The sequence below is a fragment of the Sphingomonas panacis genome (assembly GCF_001717955.1).
Taxonomy (GTDB): Bacteria; Pseudomonadota; Alphaproteobacteria; order Sphingomonadales; family Sphingomonadaceae; genus Sphingomonas; species Sphingomonas panacis.
In genome coordinates this window covers 2,117,519-2,137,270 of record NZ_CP014168.1, presented here as the reverse complement: position 1 = coordinate 2,137,270, position 19,752 = coordinate 2,117,519, and the positions used below count along the sequence as shown (strand labels likewise).

The window sequence follows — 19,752 nt, the reverse complement described above, 5'->3', positions numbered from 1 at the left end:
TTTTCGCATTCGTCGATAACATAAAACTGAAACATCCCTGACGCCGTACCGTCTTCCATCGTCTCTACGCGCCCCCTTTGTTGCAGTGCCGCAAAGGGAAAAGATAATGAAGACGGGTCTGATTTCGCTGATCGCGCTGGCCACGGGGATCGCCAGCGCCGCCCCCGTCGCCGCGCATGCCGCCGATGCCGCGCCAGCCCCGGCGGCAGCGCCCGCCGATGCCGCCGCGCCTGAAGGCGATGGCGAGTCGATCGTCGTCACCGGCCGCCGCACGCGCTCGGTGGTCGAGATGGACGGCATCCAGATCCAGAAGCAATTGCCCGGCATCAATCCGCTGAAGGCGATCCAGACGCTGCCCGGCGTCACCTTCCTCACCGCCGATCCGTGGGGCAATAACGAGCAGAACATCTCGCTGTTCATCCACGGCTTCAACGCGCAGCAGCTCGGCTACACGCTCGACGGCATTCCGCTCGGCGACCAGACCTATGGCAATTACAATGGCCTGTCGCCGCAGCGCGCGATCATCTCGGAGAACGTCGGGCGGGTGACGCTGGCGAGCGGCGCGGGCGATCTTGGCACCGCATCGACCAGCAATCTCGGCGGCACGATCGACACCTTCTCGAGCGACCCCAAGCACGAGATGGGCGGCACGATCGCGCAGACCTTCGGCAGCTACAACACCTACCGCACCTTCGTCCGCATCGACAGCGGCGATCTCGGCGCCGGCAGCGCCTTCTACCTCTCGGGCGTGCGGCAGGATTCGCGCGCGTGGGATTTCAACGGGCATCAGGGCGGCTATCAAGCCAACGGCAAGTTCGTTCATGACGATGCCACCGGCAAGCTGACGATCTACGCCGCCTATTCGGACAAGACCGAGCCGAACGAGGACGCCACCGTCATCACTCCAGCCAATCGCGCCACCGCACCGTATGCGCGCCCGTTCTTCTATCCCGATTTCGCCGGCATGCAGACCTATCTCACCTCTGGCGCGTACAAGGCGGCCGGCTCCAACTACCGCAATTACTATTCGGACGCGCAGCGCACCGATTATCTCGCCTACGCCAAGTACGACTGGCACGTCAGCGACCGGATCACCTGGAGCAACCAGGCTTATGCGCATCACGACGACGGCGTCGGCGTGGTCGCCGGGCCGATCGACGTCGCCGGACTGCCGGGGCTGTTCTCCTTTTATTATCCGGGCGTCGCGGGCAGCAGCCCGACCTCGGCGGCGAACCTCGCGCGGCTCTCGACCATCTTCGGCGGGTCGGGCCTCGCGACGCGCACCACCGAATATCAGATCGATCGCGGCGGCATCCTCTCCACGCTGAGCGCGCACCTCGGCAACCACGAGATCGAACTGGGCGGCTGGTACGAACGGCAAAGCTCGTCGGCGTTCCGGCGCTGGTACGCGCTCGACGTCAACAACCCGTCGTCGCCCTATACCCGCCCCTACGATCAGGCCGCGCCGCTCATCACGCAATATGGCAGCCGGATCACCGTCGACGAGATCCAGACGCATATTCAGGACACGTGGCACATCCTGCCGAGCGTGACCGTGCTGGCTGGGTTCAAGAGCACCTTCCAGAAGGCGCGCCAGGAGGTTCCCGTCCAGCCGATCCCCGGCTCCTTCTCGAACTCGACCGCGCTGCCGGTCGGCCGAATCAACACCGACAAGGCGTTCCTGCCCGAAATCGGCGCGACCTGGGCCGTCACCGAGCACGACCAGTTCTTCGTCAACGCGCAGCAGAACATCCGCCAGTTCCCGACCAGCGCCGCGACTGGCCTGTCGCCGTTCGCGCTCGGCAGCCAGCCGGTGTTCGAGGACTTCAAGGCGAACGTGAAGCCCGAAACGAGCTGGACCTATGAAATCGGCGCGCGCGCGCAGCATGCGCTCTCGCTGGGGCCGATCACCGCCTTCGAGGGGCAGATCAGCTATTATCACGTCGATTTCAGCAACCGCCTGCTCGCGCTCAGCCCGACCACGGTGATCACCTCGATCATCAGCGGTGCGGCGATCGTCCAGAACGTCGGCGACGTGAAGACCAACGGCGTCGATTTCGCGGCGACGCTGCACTTCGGATCGCATGTTTCGATCTACAATGCGGTGTCCTACAACGACTCGAAGTACCAGCAGAACTATTCGGTCGGGGTTCCCGCCGTGGTGGTGCCGACCGCCGGCAAGCAGGTGCCCGGTTCGCCGAAATGGCTCAACAAGACCGTCGTGTCGGCCAATTACGGCATGTTCGACGTCCAGTTCACCGGCGACTATCTCGGCCGCCGTTTCGCGACCTACACCAACGACCTGTCGGTGCCCGGCTATTTCACGCTCGCCGGGCGGATCGGCGTAGCCGTACCGCTGAACGGCGCGATGTTCGCCAAGACGCTCAACCTCAGCCTGAACGTCACCAACATCACCGACCAGAAGGGCGCTTCGACGCTCAGCATCGGCGCGGCATCGGGCACGTTCAACGAATTCCCGGTCGCCCCGCGGCAGGTGTTCGGTACGATCAGCGTCAACTTCTGAGGGGCTGCGTGTAGAACCAAGACCTTTCGCATTGAGCGAAGCTGAAATGCCTGTAACAAGCGCCCATGCCTGTTGCAGGTGTTTCGGCTTCGCTCAGCGCGAACGGGATTAGGGGCGCCATACCGTCTGCCAGACTGACCACATGGCTAGGATGCCAGCACAATCGATCGGCGCGTTCGGCGCAGAGCAATGGCCGGCGCTCGAAACCACGCTCGGCCGTTTGCCCACGCTCGCGCAAAGGGCCGATGCATGATCCTGCGCGTCCCGCCCCGCTTCTATGCCTATGTCGTCGTCGCGGTGACGTTCCTCGCGTTGCTCGTCTCGGCGGGCTTGCGCTCCGCGCCCGGCGTAATGATGGTGCCGCTGGAAATGCACTTCGGCTGGGATCGTGCGACGATCTCGGCCTCGGCGGCGATCGGTATTTTCTTCTACGGGCTGGTCGGCCCGTTCGCGGCGGCGCTGATGCAGAGCATCGGCATCCGCCGCACGATGCTCGGCGGGCTCGCGCTGATGGCGGCTGCGACGATCGCCAGCCTCCGGATGACCGAGGCGTGGCACTATGTGCTGAGCTGGGGCGTGGTGTCCGGGATCGGCAGCGGCGCGGTCGCGTCGGTGCTGGGCGCGGCGGTGGTCAACCGCTGGTTCGCGACGCGCCAGGGCCTCGTCATGGGCATGCTGAGCGCAAGCACCGCGACCGGCGCGCTGGTGTTCCTGCCGGTGCTCGCCTGGCTGTCGAGCGCGGGCGACTGGAAGCCGGTGGCGATGGCGGTGAGCATCGCCGCGCTCGCATTGGTGCCTTTGGTGTGGCTGCTGATCCCAGAACATCCCGGCGATGTCGGCACCGGCCGCTTCGGCGAGGGCGAGCCGACCACCCCGCCCGCGCTGAAACAGGCGGCGACGCCGATGCTCGCGTTCGAGGCGCTGTTCCGCGCCAGCCGCAATCCGGTGTTCTGGCTGCTGTTCAGCACCTTCTTCGTGTGCGGGCTGACCACCAACGGGCTGATCGGCACGCACATGATCGCGTTCTGCGGCGACCACGGCATCGCGCCGGTGGCGGCGGCGGGATTGCTGTCGATGATGGGGGTGTTCGACCTGATCGGCACCACCGCCTCGGGCTGGCTGACCGATCGCTACGATCCGAAGAAGCTGCTGATGGTGTATTATGGCCTGCGCGGAGCGTCGCTGATCGCGCTGCCGTTCATCGATTTCTCGGCGCTCAGCCTCACCGTGTTCGCGGTGTTCTACGGACTCGACTGGATCGCGACCGTGCCGCCCACCGTAAAGCTCTCCAATCAGGCGTTCGGCGAGCGCGACGCGCCGGTGATGTTCGGCTGGATCATGGTCGGCCACCAGCTCGGCGCGGCGACCGCAGCGTTCGGTGCGGGCGCGATCCGCGAGGCGACCGGCACGTACCTGCCTGCATTCGTGATCGCCGGCGTGTTCGGGCTGATCGCATCGGGGTTGTTCGTGACCGGTGGGCGCGGCGCACCGCAGCGCGCCGCGGCGTAACGCCGGCTATTCCACAAGTTGCGGCGGAACGCCGATATTGTGGCTGGAAACCCAGCGGCCGACATCCTCGAACGCGAGCAACTCGCTGAAGGCGATACCCGCAGCTGTATCGTCGCGCCACCGCACCGAGCCGGTGAGCACGGGCAGTCCGGCAACCGAGAGCACCACATCGTCGCCGAGCCGGTCGGGTTCGCTCAAATAGATCCGCGCGCCGCCCTGCGAGATGTTGCCTAGGGCAGCGGCCTGATAGCGCCCCCCCGAGCGCAGCCGTGCCGGCACGTTGACCGTGACGCGTGGCGCACGGGCGGCATGGCTGGGTTGCGGCTTCGGGTCGGTCAGGATTTCGCCGATGTCAATGAACTGGCTGAAACGCACGCCCATCAGTTCCGGGCGGCGCCAGACGACGCGGCCTCGCACGATCTTCGAGGAGCGGAACTCGATCTTGACCGGATCGCCGACCTCCAGCTCGGAGAAGATATGCGCCATCAGCCCGCCGCGCGAGATGTTGCGGACGAGACAAAGCTCCTCGCCGAGCGCGGTGCGCAAGATCGCGGCCTTGAGAATCGACAGGTTGCGGGCGTCGCTGCGGCGCTCGGGCGCCGGCGGTACGTCGTCGCACATCGACACGACGGTCAAGGCTTTGTCATTGCAACGATCGAACATGGCCGCGCTCTCCCCCGATGTAGATGCCATTCGTGCTGGCCGATCGCACCATGCCGAGCGCCAACCCCAAAATGGGTATCCAGAGTTCGTTAACGTGCCGTTAATTAAAGAATTCAGGCCGGATCGGACAAATGCGCCTGACGCAATCAAGGGTGCTTTGTTCGCACTTGCAGCATTGTCAGTTCCGCCGCAAAGAGGGGGTGCCTTTCAGGCATCCTCTCCTAAAACTTTCAAGGCCGCCCTTCGGGGCGGCCCTTTTTTTGCCCGGCGCGTGGCCGATCCTGATGTCACCCCGAGCCGGGACACTTGCGAGATTGGGCGGACCGGCGGCATCCCGCCGGCTCAACGGGCCGTTTCGCGCCCGTCCCGGCAGGTCGTTTCGCCGAGCCCGGCCGACCAGGCGATTCCCTGTTCGAGCAAGCGCACGCTGTTGGGCTCGGTGTAGTTTTCCGGCCGGTGTCCGATCGCCGAATAGAAAGACCGCCCGGCGCCGATGCAACGCGTCCAGGCGATCGGGTGATCGCCCATCGCCAATGTCTCGCCGTGATAGCCGATCGGCGCATAGCTTTTCTCGTCGAGCGTCGCGAGGACATGCGTGCCGGGGCCGCGCGGGCTCTTGGCGAACGAATACCATTCCTCGGTCATCGTCCAGCCGTCACCGAGGCCGCGCGTGATCGCACTTTTCGTATCGTCGACGACGACGCGCGCCTGCTGGAATTGCGGCTTGCCGGGATGGCCGATGAAGCGCGCGCCGATCAGCGTATCGGGATACCAGTCCCACACGTAAAACGGGTCGCCCGACGCGCCGTGGAAGCCGGCGAACCCGCCGCCTTTGGCAAGATACGCCTGAAACGCCTTTTGCTGCGGCACCGTCAGCGCGTCGCCGCTGACGTTGTTCCAGATCACCGCATCGAATCGCGCGAGGTCACGCTGGTTGAACACCGCGCCCTTGTCGGTGAAGACCAAAGTCCAGCCGCGCCGCTGCGCCATCGCCTTCAACGCGGCGGTGGCGGCATCGACCGAGGGGGTGTCGCGAAAACCGGTGATCTTGTCGAACACCAGCAGCGCCGGGTGTTTGAGCGTGGCGGGCAGTTTGGGCGGGACATGATCGTAGCGCGCGCAGCGTGCGCGACTTGCCGCCGGAGTGATCGGGATCGCGCGCAATTCGGGATCGAGCCGGGCGAGAGTCGCCGCGACGTTGGGCGCTCCGATCATGCCCATCACTTCCTTGACCGAGATGATCGCCGCGAAGGTGGGCGGCGTGGTCGAGGCGAAACCTGGCGGCAGCTTGGCAAGCGCCGGCCCGAACTCCCGATCGAGTACCGCCTTGGCGCGCGGATCGAGCAGCAGGTCGATCACCGGTGTCCGCACCGAATACGGCGCGTGGGCGAGCGGGCAATCGAGCGGTTCGGCGCGGGCGACCTGAACGGTGCAGGCTGTCAGAGCGAACCCCAAAATGGTGCGTAGTGCGATCATGGCCGGCATCCCCTCGTGCCGGCGCGGTCCGCCTGGCGATGCCTTGCTAAGCGGGTTTCCGCCAGCGCACCAGAGATTGCGTGACGGCGTTCCCCCGCCTTCGCTGGGGAACCGCTATTGTGCTCCGATCCGGCTGCCGACCGCCTGAAACAGCGCGACCGTGTCGCTCAACCGTGCCGCGCGCGCCTGCACGAGTTGCGCGCGCGCCTGCGCATCGGCAGCGGTGGCGTTGAGCAACGCGAGCGTGCCGATGCTGCCAAGCTGGAGCTGCCGCCGCGCGAAGCCGAGCGCGCGGCCCGAGGCATCGCTCGCGCGCGTCGCGGCGTCGAGCGCGTCGGCATCGGTGCGCAAGCCACTCAGCGCATCGGAAACCTCGCCGAACGCCTGGAGCACCGTCGCGCGATACTGCGCCTTCGCGCCGTCGAGCGCGGCCTCTGCCGCGCGTTGCTGGTGGCGTAGCGCGCCGGCATGAAACAGCGGTTGCGTCACACCGCCGAGGATCGCCCAGAACGGGTTGCCATCCTTGAACATATCGCCGAACGCCTGCGCGGTGCCGCCGGCACTCGCGCTGAGCTGGATGCTCGGCAAGCGCGCCGCGATCGCGGTGCCGACATCGGCCCCCGCGCCCTCCAGCTGCGCACGCGCGGCACCGACGTCGGGGCGCCGCGTGACCAGATCGGACGGCAGGGCGAGCGGCAGACGCGTCGGCAGCGCCAGCGACGCCAGCGATGGCAGATCGGGCAAGGCCGCGCCGGCGGGCACACCGATCAGGCTGCCGATCACGACGCGCTGGTGGAGTTCCGCGCGGATCAGCGGCGGCAACGCGCCTTCAGCGGCGGCGAGCGCGGTCTGCTGAGTCGCGACATCGGCGGCGCCGACCTCACCGAGGTGCTGGCGCCGCTGCAAAGCGCCGAGGATGTCGCGGTTGACCGCGATGCTGGTCTCCGTCGCGGCGATCTGATCGGCGAGCGCGGCGCGCTGGATGACAGCGGCGACGAGGTTCGCCACCACGGTTGCGCGTGCGGCATCGCGCCTGTGCGCCTGCACCTCGGCGGCGGCACGCGCCGAGCGGATGCGCGAGCGGGTCGCCCCGAACAGGTCGAGTCCGTAGCTCACCGTCACCTGAGCGGTGTGGAGGCTGTAGAGATACTGGTTCGAATTCGTGACTGCCGGCGACAGCGCGCGCGAAACGCGGTCCCGCTGCGCCTGATAGTTGAGATCGACCTGCGGCAACGCCGCGCCAGCCGCCGCCCTGCCCGTCTCCTGCGCCTGACGCAGCGACGCTTCGGCGACCTGGATGTCATTGTTGTGCGCGAGCGCGGTGCCGACCAGCGCGTCGAGCTGATCGCTGCCGAACTCGCGCCACCAGTCGCCGGCAGGCACATCGGCGCCGACGGTCTGCGCCGGGCCGCTGACCGGGTGAATCGTCTCGGGCACGGGCGAGGGCGGCAACGCGGCATGCGGATCGAGGTTCTTCGGGCCGAGCGCGCAACCGCTGGTGGCGAGCAGCGCGGCGATCAGGAGCGAACGCGTCATGCCGGCATCTCCGCGTCGCCCGCAGGCGGTGTGTGATGCCCGACATCGCGGCCATGCGCGCCGCGATCATGCGGCGATACCCGGCGCGAGAAGCGCGCGATCAGCGCCGGCAGCACCAGCAGGATCAGCACCGGCGCCAGCGTCATCCCGCCGACCACGACGAGCGCGAGCGGCTTCTGCACCTGACTGCCGATCCCGCTCGACATCGCCGCCGGCAACAGGCCGATCGCAGCGACGAGGCAGGTCATCACCACCGGGCGCAGGCTGTGCGACACCGTCGTCGCCAGCGATCCCTCGCGATCGACGCCTTCGTCGATCGCATTGTTGTAGGTCGTCACGACGAGAATCCCGTCCATCACCGCGATGCCGAACAAGGCGACGAAGCCGATCGCCGCCGAGATGCTGAACGGCGTTCCCGACAGCGCCAGCGCGAGGATGCCGCCGATCACCGCCATCGGGATCGCCGAGAAGGCGAGCAGGCTGTCGCGGATCGAGCCGAAATTGGCGTAGAGCAGCAGCAGGATCAGCAACAGGCTGATCGGCACGACGATCTCCAGCCGCGCGACGGCGTTGTTGAGATTGTCGAGTTCGCCCGCCCATTCGAGGTGATAGCCAGACGGCAGATGGACGTTGCGCGCGATCCGCGCCTGCGCTTCCGCGACGGCGCTGCCGAGATCACGCCCGCGCACCGAATATTTGATCGGGATGTAGCGTTCCTGATGCTCGCGGTAGATGAACGAGGCGCCCGAGGTGAGCCGAACGTTGGCGATTTCGGACAGGGGCACCTGGATCATGCCGGTGCCGCTCGGCGCCGCCGCGCCGATCGTGATTCGGCGGATCGCTTCGACGGTGTCGCGTTGCTCGGGCTTCAAACGCACCATGATCGGGAAGTGGCGGTCGGTGCCTTTCTCGTACAGATCGGCGGTCGACGAACCGCCGATCGCGGCAGCGACGGTCTGGTTGACGTCGTCGGGCGTCAGGCCATAGCGCGCCGCTGCGCCGCGATCGACATCGACCTGCACGGTCGGCTGGCCGAGCGACTGGAACACGCCGAGATCGGCGATGCCCTGCACCTTGGCCATCTCGCTCTTGATCTGGTCGGCGTATTTTTCGAGCGTGGCGAGATCGGGGCCGAACAGCTTGATCGAATTGGCGCCCTTCACGCCCGAGGCGGCTTCCTCGACGTTGTCCTCGATGATCTGTGAGAAGGAGAATTCCACGCCGGGGTATTTGTCCGAAAGCTTCTTCGACAGTTCGGCGATCAGCGTGTCCTTGGTGACTCCGCGCGGCCAGGTGTCGAACGGCTTCAGCGGCACGAAGAATTCGGCGTTGAAGAAGCCCGTCGCATCGGTGCCGTCGTCAGGTCGTCCGTGCGCGGAAAGCACCGCGTTGACCTCAGGGTATTTCATGATGATCCGGCGCACGCCCTGCACCACCGGCTCGCCAGCTTCGAGGCTGATCGAGGGCGGCAGGCTGGCGCGGATGTACATGTTGCCCTCCTCGAGATGGGGCAAGAACTCGATACCCAGCGAGCGCCCGCCGATCAGCGCGACGACGAGCAGCAGCACCGCCCCGCCGATCGCGAGGATTCGGTTGCCGAGCGCGAAGGCGGCGGCGGGTTCGTACAGGCGCCGCAGCCGCGCGACGATCCACGTCTCCACTTCGGAGAGCTTGTCGGGCAGCAGCATCGCCGACAGCACCGGCGCGACGGTGAAGGTCGCGATCAGGCCGCCGCTGATGGCATAGGCATAGGTCTTCGCCATCGGCCCGAAGATGTGGCCTTCCACGCCGGTCAGCGTGAACAGCGGCAGGAAGCTGACGATGATGATCGCCGCCGCGAAGAAGATGCCGCGACTGACCTCGGAGCTCGCGCCAAGGATCGCCGAGAAGCGCGTCGCCGTGGTGTAATGGCCCTGCCCGCTTTCGACGCGCGCGGTACGATCGACCATGTGGCGGAAGATGTTCTCGACCATGATGACGCTGGCGTCGACGACCAGCCCGAAATCGAGCGCGCCGACCGAGAGCAGATTGGCGCTCTCGCCCTGCAACACCAGGATCAGGATCGCGAAGGCGAGCGCGAAGGGAATCGTCGCCGCGACGATGATCGCGCTGCGCAAATTGCCGAGGAACAGCACCTGCAACACGAAGATCAGCACGATGCCGACCAGCATGTTCTCGAGCACGGTATGGATCGTCAGGTGGATCAGGTCGGAGCGATCGTAGATGCGCTCGAGCTGGACGCCGGGCGGCAGGATGCCCGAACTGTTGATGTCGGCGACTTCCTTTTGCACCGCCATGATCGTCGGCATCGATTGCGCGCCGCGCTGCATCAGCACGATGCCCTGAACGATATCGTCCTGATCGTTATAGCCGGCGATGCCGAGCCGTGGCGCGTTGCCGATCTGGACGTTCGCGACATCCTTGACGAGAATCGGCTGACCGCCCGACGTGCCGACCAGCACGTTCTCGATCGCCGAGGCCGACTGGATCAGCCCGACGCCACGCACGATAGCCGCCTGCGCGCCGAAGTTGATCGTCTGGCCACCGACGTTGCCGTCGCTCTTGGCGAGCGCCGAAAGCACCTGCGAGATGGTGGCGTTGTGCGCGGCGAGCCGCGCGCTGTCGATCACCACGTCATAGGTGCGCAGCTTGCCGCCCCAGCCGGTCACGTCGATCACGCCGGGGATTCGCTTGAAGCGGCGTTGCAGCACCCAATCCTGCAAGGTCTTCAAATCCATCACCGAATAGCCCTTGGGCGCGGTGATCTTGTAGCGGTAGATTTCGCCGACCGGGCTGGTCGGCGACAACGTCGGTTGCGCGCCGCCGGCGAGCGGCGGAAGCTGCGACAGCCGGTTGATGACTTGCTGCTTGGCGGCCTCGTTGGTCAGATCATAGCTGAATTGCAGCTTGATGTCGGACAGGCCGAACAGCGAGATCGCACGGATCGCGGTGAGGTGCGGAATGCCCGCCATGCCGACCTCGATCGGGATGGTGACGTTGCGCTCCATCTCCTCTGCGGACAAACCGTGAGTCTGCGTGATGACCTCGACCATCGGCGGGACGGGATCGGGATAGGCCTCGATGTTGAGATTGAGGAAGCCGATCACCCCGGCCAGCAGCATGGCGCAGAAGATGCCGACGATCAGCATCCGCTGCCGCAGCGCGATCGCAACGAGACCGTTCATTCGCCGAGACCCGCCTCGTTGACGAACAAAGCGCCGGCGGTGACGATACGCTCACCGGGCTTGAGGCCGGCGGTGATCTCGACCGATCCGTCCTGCTCCTCGCCCGCCGTCACCGATCGCGCCGCGAGCAGCCCGTCCGGCCGCACCACCCACACCCGCGCCGAATCGCCTTCGTGGATGACGGCGGCGGCGGGGACACGGATCGCCTGCGCGGCGCCGGTCTGGTGGATCGCGAAGCTGGCGAACATCTGCGGTTTGAGCGCGCCGTCCGGGTTGGGGATCGCCGCGCGTACCGGCAGTCGGTGCGTATCGGGGTCGAGTGCCGCGCCGACCAGGTTGATCGTCGCATGGAAGATACGGCCGGGCAGCGCCGGCGTTGTCACCGTCACGGCATCGCCGACATGCACCGCGCTCGCGTCGCTCTCGGCGATCTGCGCGACCAGCCAGACGCGCGACGGATCGGTGATCGTCATCACCGGCTTGTCGCCGCCCTGCGACAGATATTGCCCGACCGACACGTCGCGCGTGGCGACAAGCCCGGAGATCGGCGCATGCAGCGTCGTCATGTCGTGGATGCCTGAGACTTCGCCGGCGCCTTCGAGTCTGTTGATCTCGGCCGGGCTCTTGCCGAGGATGGCGAGCTTGTCGCGCGCCGCGCCGAGTGCGGCGGCGGCGGTTCGCGCGGTCGCCTGCGCGGCGGCAAGATCGGCCTGCGCCTGCTGATAGTCTTTCAGCGCACCGCCGGCAGTCGAATAGATCTGTTGCTGGCGTTCGGTGGTGCGTTGCGCGGCCTGGAGTTGCGCCTGCGCGGTCTGGTACGCGGCACGCGCCGAGAACAGGCCGTTGCGCGCGTCGACGAAATCGCCGGTCTTCACCGTCAGGAGCGCCTGGCCCTGCTTCACATATTGCCCGGCATCGACGAGCACCTGCGCGACCTGCCCCGAATAGGGCATCAGCACCGGCGTGCTGTGATCGGCATCGACGGTGATCGCGCCGGTGGCGAGCGTGCGCGCATCCGAATCGCCGATCGCGACGCGCATCGTCTGCAACCCGGCGAACTGATCGCGCGAGAGGCGCAGGGTGCCCGGCGGCGTTGCCGGCGGTGCCGGCGGGGTGCTGCGGGTAAGCTGGGCGATCAGCATCACCAGCAGCACGATCACGACAAGCGCGGCGACACCCAAAGCGAGCCAGCGAAGCTGCGTGCGGGCAGGCAGGCGCGTCGACGGCGGCAGCGCCTTTGGCTCGTCGTGAGTGTGCATCGAATTCCTGTGTGTTTTGGCGGGCAGGCGCAAGAATGGGTCCGGCGCGGCATTACCGCGCTGCAATGCGGCGTAACAGTGACAAGTCCGTCATCCAGCGGTTATGAAATGCACGGGTTTGTAATATTTGACGGCGTCGGCATCATGTCGTGCCGGTCTTGACCGCCGTGCAGCAAGACTGGCGGCACGCACGATGCGACTACCGCCGACCCCGGACGTCCACCATCTATCCATATGTTTATGTACGTGAAGCCCGGTGACTCTTTCGAGCGCGGGCGCGAGGTCAGCTCTCGTCGATACGCCGGTCTTCGTCCGAAACGACGGCAAGTTGTTTCCAGTCGAGATCTTCCTGCAATTCGAGATATGCGTCGGGGCCGATCTCATCGGTATCGCGCAGGTCGTCGAGGCGCTTGCGCTGCGCCAGCACCGCGGCGAGCGACAGGCCGCGCCGGCGCGCGAGCGGTGCCTCGTGCTTGCGATCGGTCAGCCGGTCGCGATGTTCGCGATAGGCCTGGCGGATCGCTTCAGCGGAGTCGCCCGGCTCGCCCTCCAGCCGCGCCAGCGCCGCCTCGACGAGCGACAGGCGGGCGGCATCGCGTTCCTGCTCGGCATCCTTGCTGCGTTCGAGCTTGAGAACATGGATCAGCGGCGCGAGCGTCGCTCCCTGCAGCACCAAAGTCGCCAGCACGACCGCGAAGGCGGTCAGCACCACGAGATCGCGCTCCGGGAAGGTCTCCGGCAGCGCGAAAGCGGTGGCGAGCGTCACCAGCCCGCGCATCCCGGCCCAGCCGATCAGCACTGCCTCGCCGCGCGACGCCGGCTCGGCGCCGCCCGCGCGATTGTGCCGGTATTTCGCGAACTCGCGGTAGAGGAAGGCGAGCAGCAGCCGGGTAACGATCACCCCGGCCACCACCGCGCTGGTAAGGCCGACCGCGCGGTGCAGATCGGCGGTCGACATGCCGCCGACGATCCGCCGCGCCTGCAACCCCATCAGCAGGAAGGCGAGCACGTTGAGCAGGAACACCACCGTCGTCCACACCGCATAGGAATGGACTCGCATACGCGGGGAATCGGTGACGCGCGCGTGGTACGCGATCGTCATCGCGCTGGCGACGGTGGCCAGCACGGGCGAAAGGTGCAGCCGTTCGGCGATCAGCCATGTCGCGAAGGCATGGACGAACTGGAGCAAGGTGCCGGCGACGGTGTTGTCGGCAAGCGGCGTCAGCCGCGACACGAGCATCCCGTAGACGATCCCGAACAGGATGCCGCCGGGCACGGCGAGCGTCAGCCTGAGCGCAGTGCCGCCGTCGATCCCGCCATGCGCCTGCACCGCGAGCGCGGCACCGAACAGCAGCAAGGTCGTCGCGTCGTTGAACAGGCTCTCGCCCTTGAGCAAGGCATCGACCCGACGCGCGACCGGCAGATTGGTCAGCACCGCCGTCACCGCCGCCGCGTCGGGCGGCGACACGATCGCGCCGAGCGTCACCGCGACCACGACCGGCAAGCCGAACCCGCCCGAGCCGATCGCCACCACCACGGCGGTGGTCAGCAGCACCGCGCCGACCGCGAAGACGATCAGCGGCACCAACAGCCGCCACGCCGCACCGATCGGAAAGTCATAGGCCGAATCGATCAGGATCGGCGCGATGAACAAGGCGAGCGCGGTGTTCGGGTCGATCGGGATGACCGGCGCGCCGGGCACCATCCCCACCGCCACGCCGGCGGCGGCGAGCATACCCGGATAGGGCAGCCGCACCCGCCGCGTCACCTGCAACAGCAGGATCGCGGCGGCGAGCAATGCGATGAGGCTTTCGAAAAACGTCATGTCAAAGCGCGCACCTCGGCATGGCGGAAGCATTCGCGCGCGTGATCGTTGACCATGCCGACCGCCTGCATCCAGGCATGGACGATCACCGGCCCGACGAACTTGAAGCCGCGCGCCTTGAGCGCCTTCGACATCGCTTCGGAAGCGGGCGTGCTGGCGACGATATGCCCGTCGCCTTCCACCGGGGCACCGCCGGCGATGCCCCACACGAAGCCGGCGAAATCCTCGCCGCGCGCCATCATATCGAGATAGATCTGCGCGGCGGTGATCGTCGCGCGGATCTTGGCGGCGCTGCGGACGATGCCGGGGTCGGCTATCAGCCGTTCGATATCGGCATCGTCGAAGCGCGCCACGATCGCCGGATCGAAACCCTTGAACGCGGCGCGGAAGGCTTCGCGCTTGTGCAGGATCGTCCGCCACGACAGCCCGGCCTGGAAACCGTCGAGGACAAGCGTCTCCCACAGCTCGCGCGAATCGTGGAGGGGCACGCCCCATTCCTCGTCATGATAGCGCACCATCAGCGCGTCATCCCCGCTCCACGCGCACCGTGTCTTCCCGGCCATCGGCGATCCTCCCTCGTTTAGCTGATCGCGCCCTTCATAAGCTGGAACGCCTCGCCCGCGCGACCGGCGAGCACCGCCTTGGCGGAATAGAGCGCGGTGCCGAACACCTGGTTGGCCTCGACCTTGGGCGGCATCACCAGTTCGTAGCGATCGGTAACGACATCGAGCAAAGCTGGCCCCGGCTCGGCGAGCCATTGCCGCACCGCCGCGTCCAGATCGGCGCTGTCCTCGACGCGCCGGCTCCAGAAGCCCATCGCCGCGCCGACCTGCGCGAAATCGGGGTTCTTGAGATCGGTATAGGTGTCGAGCAGCCCCTCGACCTTCTGTTCCAGCTCGACGAACCCGAGCGAGCTGTTGTTGTAGATGCACACCTTGATCGGCAGATCTTCCTGAATCGCGGTCATCAGGTCGCCGATCAGCATCGCGATGCCGCCGTCGCCCGACAGCGAAATCACCTGCCGTTCGGGGAACGCCGCCTTGGCGCCGAGCGCCTGCGGCATCGCGTTCGCCATCGTGCCGTGGGTGAGCGAAATGACGGTGCGGTTGCGTCCAGTCGCGGGCACGTGGCGCAGCAGCCAGACCATCGGCGAGCCGCCGTCGGCGGTGAACACCGCGTCGGGCGAGGCGTGGCGGCCGATCGTCTCGGTGAGATATTGCGGATGGATCGCCTTGCCCGTCTCGGCGACGGCATGTTTGCTTTCGCTCTCCAGCGATTTTTGGCGATGCGTGAGGCAGGTGTCGAGAAAGCCGCGTTCCTCGCGCGTCTCGATCAGCGGGAGCAGTGCGCCAAGCGTTTCGCGAATCCCGCCGACCGCGCCGAGATCGACCGGATGGCGGCGGCCGAGATGCGATCCATCGATATCGATCTGGATGATCTTCGCCTTGGACGGGTAGAATTGCCGCCACGCGAAATCGCAGCCGAGCAGCAGCAGCGTGTCGCAGTCCATCAGCGCGTGATAGCCGCTCTCCGATCCGAACACGCCGGTCATGCCGACCACATACGGATTGTCATGTTCGAGGAAGTCCTTGGCGCGCGATGTATGCGCGACCGGCGCCTTGAGCCGCTCGGCGAGTGCGACCACCTCGTCATGCGCATCGTGACAACCCGAACCACCGTAAATCGCCACCTTCTCGCCCGCGTTGAGCAACCCGGCGATCCGCGCCAGTTCATCCTCCGACGGCAAGATGCGCGGCTGCGCGCGATGCACCGCGAACGCGGGTTCGTCGGGCGCGGCCGAGGACGACACATCGGCTGGCACGATCAGCACCGCCACACCCTTCTTCGCGAGCGCCGCCTGCGCCGCCATCGCCGTCATGCGGCGCGCCTGGGCGGGGGTGCGGATCTCGTCGCAGAACACGCTGCACGCCGAATAGACCTGCTTGAAATCGACTTCCTGCGGAAACTCGAAACCGAGTTCGTCGCGGACGATCTGGCTGGCGATCAGCACCACCGGCGCGCGGTTGCGGTGGCTTTCGAACAGCCCGTTGATGAAATGCAGGCTGCCCGGCCCGCACGACCCAGCGCACGCCGCCAGCTCACCGGTCAGCAGCGCATCCGCGCCCGCCGCGAAGCCGCCGGCTTCCTCGTGGCGGACATGAACCCAACGGATTCCCGAGGTGCGGATCGCATCGGTGATGTGGTTGAGCGTATCGCCGGGAACGCCATAACAGCGACGCACGCCCGCCTGTTCGAGCGTTTCGATGATAACCTGCGCGACGGTCTGGGCCATGAGGGATGCTCCGGGAAGAACTGGACCCGGCTGTAACCCATGAAGCGCCCGGACGGTCCTTGCGTCCGCTTTGCAGCCCCGAGGAACGCCCCGCGCCGACCGGACGTTGAGGGCGCACTATCCAACAGGAGAACACGACATGGCACACGACGCGATCGCCTTGCTCAAGGCCGATCACCGCAAGGTGGAAGATCTGTTTTCCGACTATGAGAGCGCCAAGGGTGCCGTCGCCAAGCGCAAGATTGCCGAGCAGATTTGCCTCGAACTCACCGTCCACACCCAGATCGAGGAAGAGATCTTCTATCCGGCGTGCAAGGGCGAAGTCGAAGACGATTTGCTCGACGAGAGCTATGTCGAACATGACGGCGCCAAGGTGCTGATCACCGAGATCGAGAACGGCAAGCCGAGCGACGATTTCTACGACGCCAAGGTGACCGTGCTGGCCGAGCAGATCAAGCACCACGTCCACGAGGAGGAAGCGTTCCTCAAGGGCCTGTTCGCGCAGGCGCGGCGCACCGACCTCGATCTCGCCGCGCTCGGCGAGCAGATGTTCGCCCGCAAGGAAGAGCTGACCGCGCAGTACAAGAAGAAGTTGCCCACGCCCGAGGCGCGCACCTTCGAGACCGTGTCGCTCGGCGGCTGACCGGACGGGCCGGGGCGTGAAGCCCCGGCCCTGACCGTTCGTGCGTTCTACTTCCGGAACCGGGTGTCGTTCGCCTTCACGCCGTCCTGAAGCGGCGCCAGCGTGGCGGTGGGGAGCGCGGCCATCGCCGCCGCCGCCGCGAGATTGCTTTCGGCGAGGCGCATCCAGTCGCTCGGCCACAGCACGCTGCCCGACGCCATCTTGCTCAGCGCCCGCGCATTGGCGCTGCCCGCGCGCTGCACGGCGTCGCCCGCCGCACTGATCGACTTGCCCGAGGTGGTGAACGCGCCAACCTTCTCCGAAACCATCCGGCTTAGTTCGACATGATCGGCAGCCAGCGGGTTCTGCATCGCCGCGGCGATCGTCGGCATGCGCGCGGCGACGACGCGCTGCGCACCGAACATCATATCGATGACGTCCTTGTTCCACTGCGCCGCGGCCAGCGGCCAGTTCCATAATGTCATGGCATTGTCGGTAACGGACGGCATTGCGGATTCCTCGAATTGCTGCACTGCAACAACGCACGGGAGTCAGCTTCGGACCCGTGCCTGGCACCCGCTACGATGTGATGCGTTGTGCCCGCAAGGAGAACGATCATGTCGGCACCCAAGGATCTACCCGAATCGCCCAGAGCGGGCGGCAGCATCGACAAAGACATCGACGTCCAGACCGGCGAGCTCGGCGCCGGCCCCGGCTATTCGGGCCAGGAATATGACAGTCAGGCGCATGCGAGCGAAAAGGCGCTGGAGGCCAATACGCGTGCCGACGCCGCGATCCCGCCCGACAATGGCAAGCGCGCCTCCTACGATTCCGCGACCGGCGCGGTCCACGGCAGCGGCTCGGGCGCGGGCGGCGGCAACGAAGGCGAGGATTTCGACAGCGACGCCGCCACCGGCGACGGCTTTCCGCTGACCGGGCGCAGCGCCGACGACGAGCGCTGAGCGAACGCCTCGACAGCGCTCTTTGATAGCGTTAACATCTGGCCTCGACGCCGTGGGACGGCGCGGTACGGGAGAGGTCGGACGATGAAGAGCACTATCCTGGCGATGGTCGGCGCGCTTGCGACAGCGACGTTGGTGTCGGCCGCGCCGGCACCTGAAAAGGCGCGCTTCGACTGGGTCGAATATCGCGGCACCGATGGCCCCGCCGCCCCGGCGGGCCAGTATCGCAACCCGATCCTCGCCGGCTTCTATTCCGATCCCAGCATCCTGCGCGTCGGCAGCGATTATTATCTCGTCACCTCGACCTTCTCGTGGTTCCCCGGCATCCCGGTGTTCCACAGCCGCGATCTGATCCACTGGAAGCAGATCGGCAACGCGATCGACCGCCCCGGCCAGCTCGATTTCGGCACGCTCGCGATGTCCCGCGGCGTGTTCGCGCCTGCGATCAACCACCACAACGGCCGGTTCTACATCGTCAACACCTGCGTCGATTGCGGCGGCAATTTCGTCATCACCGCGACCAACCCCGCTGGTCCGTGGTCCGATCCGGTCTGGCTCAAGACCGTCGAGGGGATCGATCCCTCGATGTTCTTCGACGACGATGGCCGCGCGTGGATCGTCAACAACCGCGCGCCCGAAGGCGAGCCGCGCTACTCGGGCCACCGCGCGATCTGGATCGAGCAGTTCGATCCGGTCGCCCTCAAGATGCTCGGCAACGCCAAGATGATCGTCGATGGCGGCATCGATCCCGCCGCCAAGCCGGTCTGGATCGAGGGGCCGCACGTCTACAAGGTCAACGGCACATATTATCTGATGGCGGCGGAGGGCGGCACCAGCGTCAACCACAGCGAGGTGATCCTCCGAGCCGACAAGGTCGATGGGCCGTATCGTCCCGCCCCGCCCTCGATCAACCCGATCCTGACCCAGCGCGATCTGCCCGCCGGTCGCGCCGCGCCGATCAGCGCGACCGGCCATGCCGATCTGGTGCAATTGCCCGACGGGCGCTGGTGGTCGGTGTTCCTCGGCACGCGGCCTTACGCCAAGGATTATTACAACGCCGGGCGCGAGACCTTCCTGCTGCCGGTGACGTGGCGTGACGGCTGGCCGGTGATCCTCGATCGCGGCAAGCCGGTGCCGACCTTGGTCAAGGCGCCGCTCCCCGCCGCCCCCGCCGGCACGACGCCGCTGACCGGCAGCTTCACCGTGCGCGACGATTTCACCGCGCCTAGCCTCGGCCGCGAATGGATGGCGATGCGCACCGCGCCGGTGCAGCCTGCCGGCGGCGCGCTGTCGCTGACGCCGGGTCACGACGGACTCGGCGATTTCGGCCGCCCCGCCTTTGTCGCGCGCCGCCAGCAGCATGCCGACGCGACCGTCACCACCGCGCTCAGCTTCGCGCCGCGCGAGGGCGAGATGGCAGGTCTCGCCGCGCTCCAGAACGACGAGTATTTCCTGACGATCGCGCTGACCCGCCACGACGGCAAGACCTTCGTCCGCGTCGCGCGCCGCGCCGGCAAGCAGGAGCCGCGCGACGGCGTCACCGTGGCGGAGCGTCCGATCGCGGCAGGCCCGGTGCAATTGCGCATCGCCGCCCACGGCGGCCGCTACGATTTCGCGGTATCGCAGGGCAAGGCGTGGACGACGGTCGCCGCCGGGGTCGATGCCACCAACCTCAGCACCGCGACCGCTGGCGGGTTCGTCGGCACGATGATCGGCCCGTTCGCGCAGGGGCTGCGGCGTTAACACGCGATGTTTTCACCTCCCCATTCGTGCTGAGTAGCTGCCGAGTAGCCCGAAGGGCGTATCGAGGTAGCGTATCGGAGTACAGGTTTCGCGCGCGACCTGTGCTTCGATACGAGCTCTCGATACAGGCCGTTGGCCCTACTCGATCTCTCCTC

At 66.7% G+C, this 19,752-nt stretch carries 14 protein-coding genes; 5 read left to right on the top strand and 9 right to left on the bottom strand.

The window, feature by feature from the left end; genetic code table 11:
* Positions 1 to 106 precede the first annotated feature (106 nt).
* Together J0A91_RS09650 and J0A91_RS09645 are read left to right on the top strand one after the other, a co-directional pair.
* Positions 107 to 2,524, top strand: a complete 2,418-nt coding sequence (locus J0A91_RS09650; protein ID WP_069204741.1) for a TonB-dependent receptor — start codon at positions 107 to 109, stop codon at positions 2,522 to 2,524.
* A gap of 249 nt (positions 2,525 to 2,773) precedes the next feature.
* The gene (locus J0A91_RS09645) at positions 2,774 to 4,033 is read left to right on the top strand and encodes an MFS transporter (RefSeq protein WP_069204740.1); all 1,260 of its coding nucleotides are present in this window, start codon (positions 2,774 to 2,776) and stop codon (positions 4,031 to 4,033) included.
* Between the two features lie 6 nt (positions 4,034 to 4,039).
* Here J0A91_RS09645 and J0A91_RS09640 read toward each other — a convergent pair whose 3' ends face one another.
* From J0A91_RS09640 to J0A91_RS09605, 8 genes are all read right to left on the bottom strand, one after another.
* Positions 4,040 to 4,696 (bottom strand): PilZ domain-containing protein, encoded by a 657-nt coding sequence (locus J0A91_RS09640; protein WP_069204739.1) that lies wholly within the window; start codon positions 4,694 to 4,696, stop codon positions 4,040 to 4,042.
* A gap of 342 nt (positions 4,697 to 5,038) precedes the next feature.
* Positions 5,039 to 6,172, bottom strand: a complete 1,134-nt coding sequence (locus J0A91_RS09635) for a ThuA domain-containing protein (protein ID WP_069207189.1) — start codon at positions 6,170 to 6,172, stop codon at positions 5,039 to 5,041.
* A gap of 114 nt (positions 6,173 to 6,286) precedes the next feature.
* Positions 6,287 to 7,708, bottom strand: coding sequence for an efflux transporter outer membrane subunit (locus tag J0A91_RS09630; protein WP_069204738.1), 1,422 nt, complete (start codon positions 7,706 to 7,708; stop codon positions 6,287 to 6,289).
* Positions 7,705 to 10,893, bottom strand: a complete 3,189-nt coding sequence (locus J0A91_RS09625; protein WP_069204737.1) for an efflux RND transporter permease subunit — start codon at positions 10,891 to 10,893, stop codon at positions 7,705 to 7,707. Before J0A91_RS09625 ends, J0A91_RS09630 begins: the two co-directional genes overlap by 4 nt.
* Positions 10,890 to 12,152 carry an efflux RND transporter periplasmic adaptor subunit gene (locus J0A91_RS09620; RefSeq protein ID WP_069204736.1) on the bottom strand — a complete coding sequence of 421 codons (1,263 nt, stop codon included), beginning with the start codon at positions 12,150 to 12,152 and terminating at the stop codon, positions 10,890 to 10,892. Before J0A91_RS09620 ends, J0A91_RS09625 begins: the two co-directional genes overlap by 4 nt.
* A 283-nt stretch (positions 12,153 to 12,435) precedes the next feature.
* A complete protein-coding gene (locus tag J0A91_RS09615) occupies positions 12,436 to 13,977 on the bottom strand; it encodes a cation:proton antiporter (RefSeq protein WP_069204735.1) in 1,542 nt (513 codons plus the stop codon).
* Positions 13,974 to 14,540 carry a DNA-3-methyladenine glycosylase I gene (locus J0A91_RS09610; RefSeq protein WP_069204734.1) on the bottom strand — a complete coding sequence of 189 codons (567 nt, stop codon included), beginning with the start codon at positions 14,538 to 14,540 and terminating at the stop codon, positions 13,974 to 13,976. The genes J0A91_RS09615 and J0A91_RS09610 overlap by 4 nt, the downstream gene beginning before the upstream one ends.
* Positions 14,541 to 14,557: 17 nt before the next feature.
* Positions 14,558 to 16,270, bottom strand: coding sequence for a thiamine pyrophosphate-dependent enzyme (locus tag J0A91_RS09605; RefSeq protein ID WP_069204733.1), 1,713 nt, complete (start codon positions 16,268 to 16,270; stop codon positions 14,558 to 14,560).
* 139 nt (positions 16,271 to 16,409) lie between these two features.
* On the opposite strand from J0A91_RS09605, the gene J0A91_RS09600 reads away from it, so the two are divergent.
* Positions 16,410 to 16,913, top strand: a complete 504-nt coding sequence (locus tag J0A91_RS09600; protein WP_069204732.1) for a hemerythrin domain-containing protein — start codon at positions 16,410 to 16,412, stop codon at positions 16,911 to 16,913.
* A 47-nt stretch (positions 16,914 to 16,960) separates the two neighbouring features.
* On the opposite strand, the gene J0A91_RS09595 is transcribed toward J0A91_RS09600, so the two are convergent.
* The gene (locus tag J0A91_RS09595) at positions 16,961 to 17,401 is read right to left on the bottom strand and encodes a hypothetical protein (RefSeq protein ID WP_150126874.1); all 441 of its coding nucleotides are present in this window, start codon (positions 17,399 to 17,401) and stop codon (positions 16,961 to 16,963) included.
* A 108-nt stretch (positions 17,402 to 17,509) separates the two neighbouring features.
* Here J0A91_RS09595 and J0A91_RS09590 point away from each other — a divergent pair, with 108 nt between their 5' ends.
* Entirely contained in the window at positions 17,510 to 17,854 is a 345-nt protein-coding gene (locus tag J0A91_RS09590) for a hypothetical protein (RefSeq protein WP_069204730.1), read from the top strand.
* Positions 17,855 to 17,938: 84 nt separating this feature from the next.
* Positions 17,939 to 19,597 (top strand): glycoside hydrolase family 43 protein, encoded by a 1,659-nt coding sequence (locus tag J0A91_RS09585; protein WP_069204729.1) that lies wholly within the window; start codon positions 17,939 to 17,941, stop codon positions 19,595 to 19,597.
* The last annotated feature ends 155 nt before the right edge of the window (positions 19,598 to 19,752 follow it).

Excerpts from the sequence above, each read along its gene's own strand:
- J0A91_RS09650 (WP_069204741.1), top strand. The coding sequence starts at position 107 with ATGAAGACGGGTCTGATTTCGCTGATCGCGCTGGCCACGGGGATCGCC.
- J0A91_RS09645 (WP_069204740.1), top strand. The coding sequence starts at position 2,774 with ATGATCCTGCGCGTCCCGCCCCGCTTCTATGCCTATGTCGTCGTCGCG.
- J0A91_RS09640 (WP_069204739.1), bottom strand. The coding sequence starts at position 4,696 with ATGTTCGATCGTTGCAATGACAAAGCCTTGACCGTCGTGTCGATGTGC.
- J0A91_RS09635 (WP_069207189.1), bottom strand. The coding sequence starts at position 6,172 with ATGATCGCACTACGCACCATTTTGGGGTTCGCTCTGACAGCCTGCACC.
- J0A91_RS09630 (WP_069204738.1), bottom strand. The coding sequence starts at position 7,708 with ATGACGCGTTCGCTCCTGATCGCCGCGCTGCTCGCCACCAGCGGTTGC.
- J0A91_RS09625 (WP_069204737.1), bottom strand. The coding sequence starts at position 10,893 with ATGAACGGTCTCGTTGCGATCGCGCTGCGGCAGCGGATGCTGATCGTC.
- J0A91_RS09620 (WP_069204736.1), bottom strand. The coding sequence starts at position 12,152 with ATGCACACTCACGACGAGCCAAAGGCGCTGCCGCCGTCGACGCGCCTG.
- J0A91_RS09615 (WP_069204735.1), bottom strand. The coding sequence starts at position 13,977 with ATGACGTTTTTCGAAAGCCTCATCGCATTGCTCGCCGCCGCGATCCTG.
- J0A91_RS09610 (WP_069204734.1), bottom strand. The coding sequence starts at position 14,540 with ATGGCCGGGAAGACACGGTGCGCGTGGAGCGGGGATGACGCGCTGATG.
- J0A91_RS09605 (WP_069204733.1), bottom strand. The coding sequence starts at position 16,270 with ATGGCCCAGACCGTCGCGCAGGTTATCATCGAAACGCTCGAACAGGCG.
- J0A91_RS09600 (WP_069204732.1), top strand. The coding sequence starts at position 16,410 with ATGGCACACGACGCGATCGCCTTGCTCAAGGCCGATCACCGCAAGGTG.
- J0A91_RS09595 (WP_150126874.1), bottom strand. The coding sequence starts at position 17,401 with ATGCCGTCCGTTACCGACAATGCCATGACATTATGGAACTGGCCGCTG.
- J0A91_RS09590 (WP_069204730.1), top strand. The coding sequence starts at position 17,510 with ATGTCGGCACCCAAGGATCTACCCGAATCGCCCAGAGCGGGCGGCAGC.
- J0A91_RS09585 (WP_069204729.1), top strand. The coding sequence starts at position 17,939 with ATGAAGAGCACTATCCTGGCGATGGTCGGCGCGCTTGCGACAGCGACG.